General features: G+C 40.7%; 8 protein-coding genes. All 8 read right to left on the bottom strand.

Features of this window, described 5'->3' with window-relative positions; translation table 11 throughout:
• Positions 1 to 114 precede the first annotated feature (114 nt).
• The 8 genes from folE2 to SWH54_19840 all read right to left on the bottom strand — a co-directional run bounded on the left by folE2 (position 115) and on the right by SWH54_19840 (position 6107).
• Positions 115 to 897, bottom strand: coding sequence for a GTP cyclohydrolase FolE2 (gene folE2 / locus SWH54_19875; GenBank protein ID MDY6793529.1), 783 nt, complete (start codon positions 895 to 897; stop codon positions 115 to 117).
• Between the two features lie 2 nt (positions 898 to 899).
• Positions 900 to 1625 carry an ATP-binding protein gene (locus SWH54_19870; protein MDY6793528.1) on the bottom strand — a complete coding sequence of 242 codons (726 nt, stop codon included), beginning with the start codon at positions 1623 to 1625 and terminating at the stop codon, positions 900 to 902.
• Positions 1626 to 1633: 8 nt separating this feature from the next.
• On the bottom strand, positions 1634 to 1879 hold the full coding sequence (rpoZ, locus tag SWH54_19865) for a DNA-directed RNA polymerase subunit omega (protein ID MDY6793527.1): 246 nt from the start codon (positions 1877 to 1879) through the stop codon (positions 1634 to 1636).
• 23 nt (positions 1880 to 1902) lie between these two features.
• Positions 1903 to 2370: a transcription elongation factor GreA gene (gene greA, locus SWH54_19860; protein MDY6793526.1), complete on the bottom strand. Its 468-nt coding sequence runs from the start codon at positions 2368 to 2370 to the stop codon at positions 1903 to 1905.
• A gap of 3 nt (positions 2371 to 2373) precedes the next feature.
• Positions 2374 to 3411, bottom strand: a complete 1038-nt coding sequence (locus SWH54_19855; protein ID MDY6793525.1) for an aspartate-semialdehyde dehydrogenase — start codon at positions 3409 to 3411, stop codon at positions 2374 to 2376.
• 10 nt (positions 3412 to 3421) lie between these two features.
• Positions 3422 to 4492, bottom strand: a complete 1071-nt coding sequence (locus tag SWH54_19850; GenBank protein ID MDY6793524.1) for a 3-isopropylmalate dehydrogenase — start codon at positions 4490 to 4492, stop codon at positions 3422 to 3424.
• A gap of 161 nt (positions 4493 to 4653) precedes the next feature.
• The gene (gene pssA / locus SWH54_19845; GenBank protein ID MDY6793523.1) at positions 4654 to 5439 is read right to left on the bottom strand and encodes a CDP-diacylglycerol--serine O-phosphatidyltransferase; all 786 of its coding nucleotides are present in this window, start codon (positions 5437 to 5439) and stop codon (positions 4654 to 4656) included.
• A complete protein-coding gene (locus SWH54_19840; GenBank protein MDY6793522.1) occupies positions 5436 to 6107 on the bottom strand; it encodes a phosphatidylserine decarboxylase family protein in 672 nt (223 codons plus the stop codon). Before SWH54_19840 ends, pssA begins: the two co-directional genes overlap by 4 nt.
• Between the last annotated feature and the right edge of the window lie 241 nt (positions 6108 to 6348).

Below are 6348 nucleotides of genomic sequence, written 5' to 3'. Positions count from 1 at the left end.
TGTCTAATTGTAATTTGGGTCTTTGGCTTTTTCTTGGCATAGCTTCCTCCATAGTTTTTGAAGAAGCTATATCACATATTATATTTTATGTAAATGTTTTAATGAAACTTTGTACTAGTCATTAACTTTATTGCCGATAATATGTGCAAAAGCGCTGTGATTGTGAATCGATTCGAAATTTTCCGCACTCACGGAAAACCAGGTGATATTGTCATCCGCATACAGCTTTTTGGAAACATCTCGAACCACATCCTCAACAAATTTTGGGTTGGAAAAACCCTTTTCCGTGACGTGTTTTTCATCGACACGTTTTAATACAGAGTAGACATCACACGAAGCAGCCTCTTCCACCAGCTCAATCATGTCCTCCATCCAAATAAATTTTTTAAACCGGGTGCTTACCTTTACCTCCCCCCTCTGATTGTGTGCACCAAATTCACTTATTTCTTTTGAACATGGACATACTGAGGAAATCGGTACCGCAACTTCCGAAACAAGATCAAGCTTACCATCCGGGCCACTCCACCCCGCAATCTTGCAGGTATAGTCCATTAGGCCTGGAGAATGACTGACAGGGGCATTCTTTTTAATAAAATAAGGAAAAGAGACTTCAATACGAGCAGATGCTGCATTCAAGTGTTTTTTCATTTCATCCAGAACTTCTGAAATTTTTTTTAACGATATTTCCGGTCGAAACAGGTGAAGAATTTCAACGAACCGGCTCATATGTGTCCCTTTGTTCTTATGCGGTAAATCAACATACATATTTATAGATGCCACTGTGTGCTGATATCCGTTTTTTCGGTCAAGAACAGTTATGGGATATCGTAAGTTTTTTATCCCAACCTTATCAATCGGTATATTGCGATAATCGCGTTGATTTTGAATGTCTTTCATTGTTATTTTAATAGGTATTCATTATTAACATTACTCATGGCCCTGAAGATATTACCCTTGATCTTTGGGTTACCTCGGTACAGCTGTTTTAAAAAAACCTTTATCTCATGCCGTTTGGAAGCTCCGGCGCTGGGGCATGGATTAATAAAACCAGGAAAATTTTGTTTTTTGGCAAATCGTCTTATTAAATTCTCCCCCACAAACGCCAGAGGCCTGATTACGGTAAATCTTCCCTTAAAAAATGTCTGGGAAGGAATCATTGTACTGATCTCACCGGCATAGCACATATTTAGAAACAGGGTCTCGATGATATCATCTTTGTGATGCCCCAGTGCCAATTTATTGCATCCGAGTTCGTCTGCAATTTCGAAAAGTCGCTTCCTGCGTAATCGTGAACAAAGAAAACAGGGGTTTTCCCTGTTTTTCTCACTGTGCCCAACGATTCCATAATCGGTATATTCCACTCTTAGCTTATATCCTGATTCTTGACAATATTTTTCCAGGGTTCGGGAAAATCCCCCTTTAAACCCGGGATCGATATAAACAGCAAACAGATCATAATGAACCGGTATACGGGCCAGCCTTTCCTTTAATACCCACATCATGGTGAGACTGTCCTTTCCACCTGAAAGCCCAACCACAATTCGATCTCCATCAGAAATCATATTGTACTGATGCAAAGCCTTCCCGGCATATCGGTTCAATGCTTGGTATGTATTACTGTCCAATGACAAAATCAGTTTTCAGCAGCCAACTCTTCTTCCTCTGTTTCCGGCTCTATTTCCGGCTCTGCTTCCGGTTTAATAATAACCTTTCCGGCGGCAACTTCGCGTAGAGAAACAACAATATCTTCGTTTTTTGGAGAGCTTACCAAGTACTCGGATCCTTCACGTATCTGCCGTACTCGTTTTGCCACCATGTTCACCAATGTAAAACGATTGGGTACTTTTCTCAAGCAATCTTCAACAGTAATGCGTGCCACTTTATTTCCTCCGTCTGTTACGATTATAATATCTCTATCAATTCAAAATTTCTTTTCCCCGCAGGAACCTGCAGGACAAACTCATCTCCCGGTCTTTTCCCTATAATTTTTTTCCCCAAAGGTGAGGACACAGATATTCGGCCTTGTTCAATATTAGACTCTTCAGGTCCTACAAGCTGATACTCGATATTTTCACCGGTATCTATATTTTCAATCATTACCTTTGAGCCGAATACAGCCCTGTCTGTGGGAAGCTTGTCAGTGTTAATTACATCTGCATTTGCCAGTTTAAATGTCAATTCACCTATACGGCCTTCAATAAAACTCTGCCGATCTTTTGCCGCATCAAATTCCGCGTTTTCTGAAAGGTCCCCGTGAGCGCGAGCTTCTTCAATTGCTTTTATATTTTTAGGTCTTTCAACTTTTTTTAAATTATTCAGTTCCTTTTTAAGAACGTCATAACCTTTTTGCGTCATAGGTATTCGATCCAACTGTTATACTCCCGATAAATAATCTTTTGCCAGAATTTCAGCGATCTGAACAGCATTGGTTGCGGCACCTTTACGTATGTTGTCCGCTACAATCCAGATATTAATACCATTTTGGACGGACTTGTCATCTCTGATTCGTCCGACCAGAGTCAGATCCTGCCCTGCTGCATCAATTGCCAAGGGATAAATATTTTCTTCAGGTTGATCCAATACTTTTAGTCCGGGTTCATTTTCAAGCAAAGATCTCACTTCGTTTGCTGATATTTCCTTTTCTGTTTCCACATTAACCGACTCTGAATGTCCAAAATAAACCGGAACACGTACGGTTGTCGCTGTAATACCAATATTATCATCTGCTAAAATCTTTCTGGTTTCATTAACCATTTTTATTTCTTCTTTGGTGTAACCATTATCCAAAAAAACGTCTATATGGGGAATACAATTAAACGCAATTCTATGCGGATACACCTTCTTGTCGTAATCCATAAAATTTATCATCGATCTGGTCTGGTCAAAAAGCTCATCTATGGCCTTCTTACCGGTTCCGGATACAGCCTGATAGGTTGAAACCACTATCCTTTTTATTTGGTATTTTTTGTGTATGGGATTTAACGGTAACACCATTTGTATGGTTGAACAGTTCGGGTTGGCGATAATCCCTTTTTTTGTATAACCGGCGATTGCCTGAGGATTTACTTCCGGTACAACCAGAGGAACTTCAGGGTCCATTCGCCATGTACTCGAGTTATCAACGACAATGCACCCATCCTTTGCCGCAACTGGAGCAAATGTTTGGCTTGCAGTTCCACCGGCGGAAAAAAGTGCAATATCCATCCCTCTAAAAGATTCTTTGGTTAATTCTTCAACCGCCCATCGATCTCCTCTGAAACGTAACTTGCGACCGACCGATCTTGATGAAGCCAATAGTTTAATTGATTTTACCGGAAAATTCCTCTCTTCTAGGCACGATATCATTTGATTTCCCACCGCACCTGTTGCTCCTGCCACAGCTATGTTAAATTTTTTTTCCCACATCGCCATTCATCATCCCTTAAAATTTTTGGTCAATATACCCTGCGATAAGGTCACCCACTTCCTGTGTAGTATATCCCATCCTGCCTGCTGACACACTTTTTAAGTCATCACGCAATACCTTTTTTACACCGTCTTCTACCATATAAGCAGCTTTGGTTTCATTCATTGTTTCAAGCATAATCTGGCCTGCTGATATGGCAGCAATTGGATTAATCACGTTTTTTCCTGTATACTTTGGAGCCGACCCCCCAATTGGTTCAAACATTGATACCCCTTCAGGGTTAATGTTTGCACCGGCAGCAATCCCCATACCCCCCTGTATCATTGCCGCCAGATCCGTTATAATGTCCCCAAACATATTGTCGGTCACGATCACATCAAACCACTCCGGATTCTTTACCATCCACATGCATATTGCATCAACATGGGCATAATCCGCCTTAATATCCGAATACTCTTTGGCAACTTCATTAAATACCCGTTCCCATAAATCAAACGCATATGTCAGCACATTTGTTTTCCCACAAAGAGTGAGCTTTTTGTCTTTATTTCGTTTTCTGCAATATTCAAAAGCATATCTGATACACCGCTCCACACCTTTCCTTGTGTTTATCGATTCCTGCACAGCGACTTCATCATCAGTTCCTCTTTTTAAGCATCCACCTGCGCCTGCGTAAAGGCCTTCGGTGTTTTCTCGAACAACAACAAAGTCTATTTCCTCCGGGCCTTTATCCTTTAGCGGTGTATCAACTCCTTCATAAAGCTTGACCGGTCTAAGATTTATATACTGTTCAAGAAAAAATCTGATTTTCAGCAAAATTCCTTTTTCCAGAATCCCCGGCTTTACATCAGGGTGTCCTATCGCTCCCAGATATATGGCGTGATGTGACGCCAGTGATTTAAGAAGATCATCCGGTAGGATCTCGCCAGTCTCCTTATAATGATCGCCACCTAAATTAAAATAATTATAATTTAAATTAAACCCACATTTTACGGCAACTGTATCCAGGACTTTAATTCCTTCCCGAACTACCTCGGGCCCCGTACCATCCCCGGGAATAACGGCTATTTCATATGATTTTACCATGCTAATATTAAACCCTTTTTTATCACGAAAAAACGAAAACACGAAAAAATAAATTTCGTGTTTTCGCTATTACTTTTTTTATTCCCCGTCTCAGGGTTCAGCTAGAGCTAACTTTTCAACTGGGCTAAATGCCTCTGTTTTACACCTGATTTATATAATTTCTATGGAGATGTGGTGCTGTGCTCATCTATTTCGTTGGTTTTGGTTTTATCCTTTTTTGGTTTTACATGTCGCCATATCAGGTTGATGGGTCCGGAAAGCACATAGGTGAGTCCTAAAATAAATAGGGCAATGGATGGCTGTGCAGCAATAAAAATCAGTATTAAAATTGCCGTAACCAATACATTGAAATTCATTTTTTTAAACAACTCAGGTTTTTTAAAGCTGTTATATTTTATGTTGCTAACCATTAAAAATGCGAGGATGTAAAGTACCACAAGGATCAAAACATGGTTGGCTTCCACCGGTAAACCAAGCTTGTGAAAAACAAGTACAATAACTGCATTCATCCCTGCTCCTGCTGGAATCGGAAGCCCAATAAAATGACTGCTGCTTATCCTTCCTACTTGTGTGTTGAATCTGGCAAGACGCAGTGCGCCGCAGACCATAAATAAAAAAGCTGCCAGCCAGCCGATCCGCCCCAGCGGTTTTAGCGCCCACAAGTACATCATCAACCCGGGTGCCAGCCCAAAGGATATAAGATCTGCCAGCGAATCGTATTCGATACCAAATTTGCTGGTGGTGTTGGTGGCCCGTGCAATTTTTCCATCCAGCAAATCGAATATCCCGGCAATTAAAATCGCTATAGCCGCTGCAACAAATTTTCCATTTATAGAGACAATGACAGCATAAAATCCGCAAAAAATATTAAGAGATGTGAATATATTCGGCAGGATGTAAATTCCGCGGCGTAATTTTTCTCTCTCAAATCTTTTAATTCTTTTCATGTCATTTCTCCCAGTACAGTTGTACCTGATTTTACCATGTCTCCCACAGCCACATTAAGTTTTGAATCTTTTGGAAGATAAACATCAAGCCGTGACCCGAAACATATCATTCCGAAACGTTGCCCGCGATCCACTTCATCGCCTTCTTGAACTTTGCATATTATCCGCCTCGCAATCAAACCGGCAATTTGCACAGTACATATTTCCTTTCCGTCTTCCGTTTCAAGATAGACAGCATTTTGCTCGTTTTCTTTTGATGCCTTGTCCAGATTTGCACTAAAAAATTTTCCTGGATTATAACGGATTGTTTTAACTTTCCCCTTACAGGGCATGCGGTTTACATGAACATTAAACACCGACATGAATACACTTATCTTTACGCATGCCCCTTTGTAATAGGTACTGTTATTAATCGTGCCCGCAGCAACAACTTTACCATCCGCAGGAGAAACGACGAGTCCGTTGCCATTAGGAACAACTCGATCCGGATCTCTGAAAAAATATATTATGAAAAGAGTGGCAGCTAAACCCAACAAAGCCGGAAACATTAGTTCTAAAAGCGCAAAAACGAAAGTGGTAAATGCCGCTGCGCCTATAAGGGGATATCCGGGGCTTGCGATGGGGAATGCGCTCTGGCTCGCCGGATCCGGCCAGGAAAATTTATTCATCTTTTTTTAATTTGTCCTGTAGAATAATGAATTTCTTAAGTCCGAATTCATCCAAGTTTTATCTAAAATAAGTTATGTATCAACAATAAATCCTATTGTCAATAATAACCAATGTCTTTATCAGGGTAACCGCATTTGGAAATCATCCTGCCAGGACCTTGAATAAGTAATCGTTATCCCATCCGGCCCTGAGCCGTCTGGATTTAATGCTTTTTTTAAGTGAGGTTTCCCTTTTTATCAT

The organism is Thermodesulfobacteriota bacterium, assembly GCA_034189135.1.
Lineage (GTDB): Bacteria > Desulfobacterota > Desulfobacteria > Desulfobacterales > JAUWMJ01 > JAUWMJ01.
The sequence above is the reverse complement of the archived record's forward strand: the minus strand, read 5'-3'. Positions and strand labels throughout refer to the sequence as shown.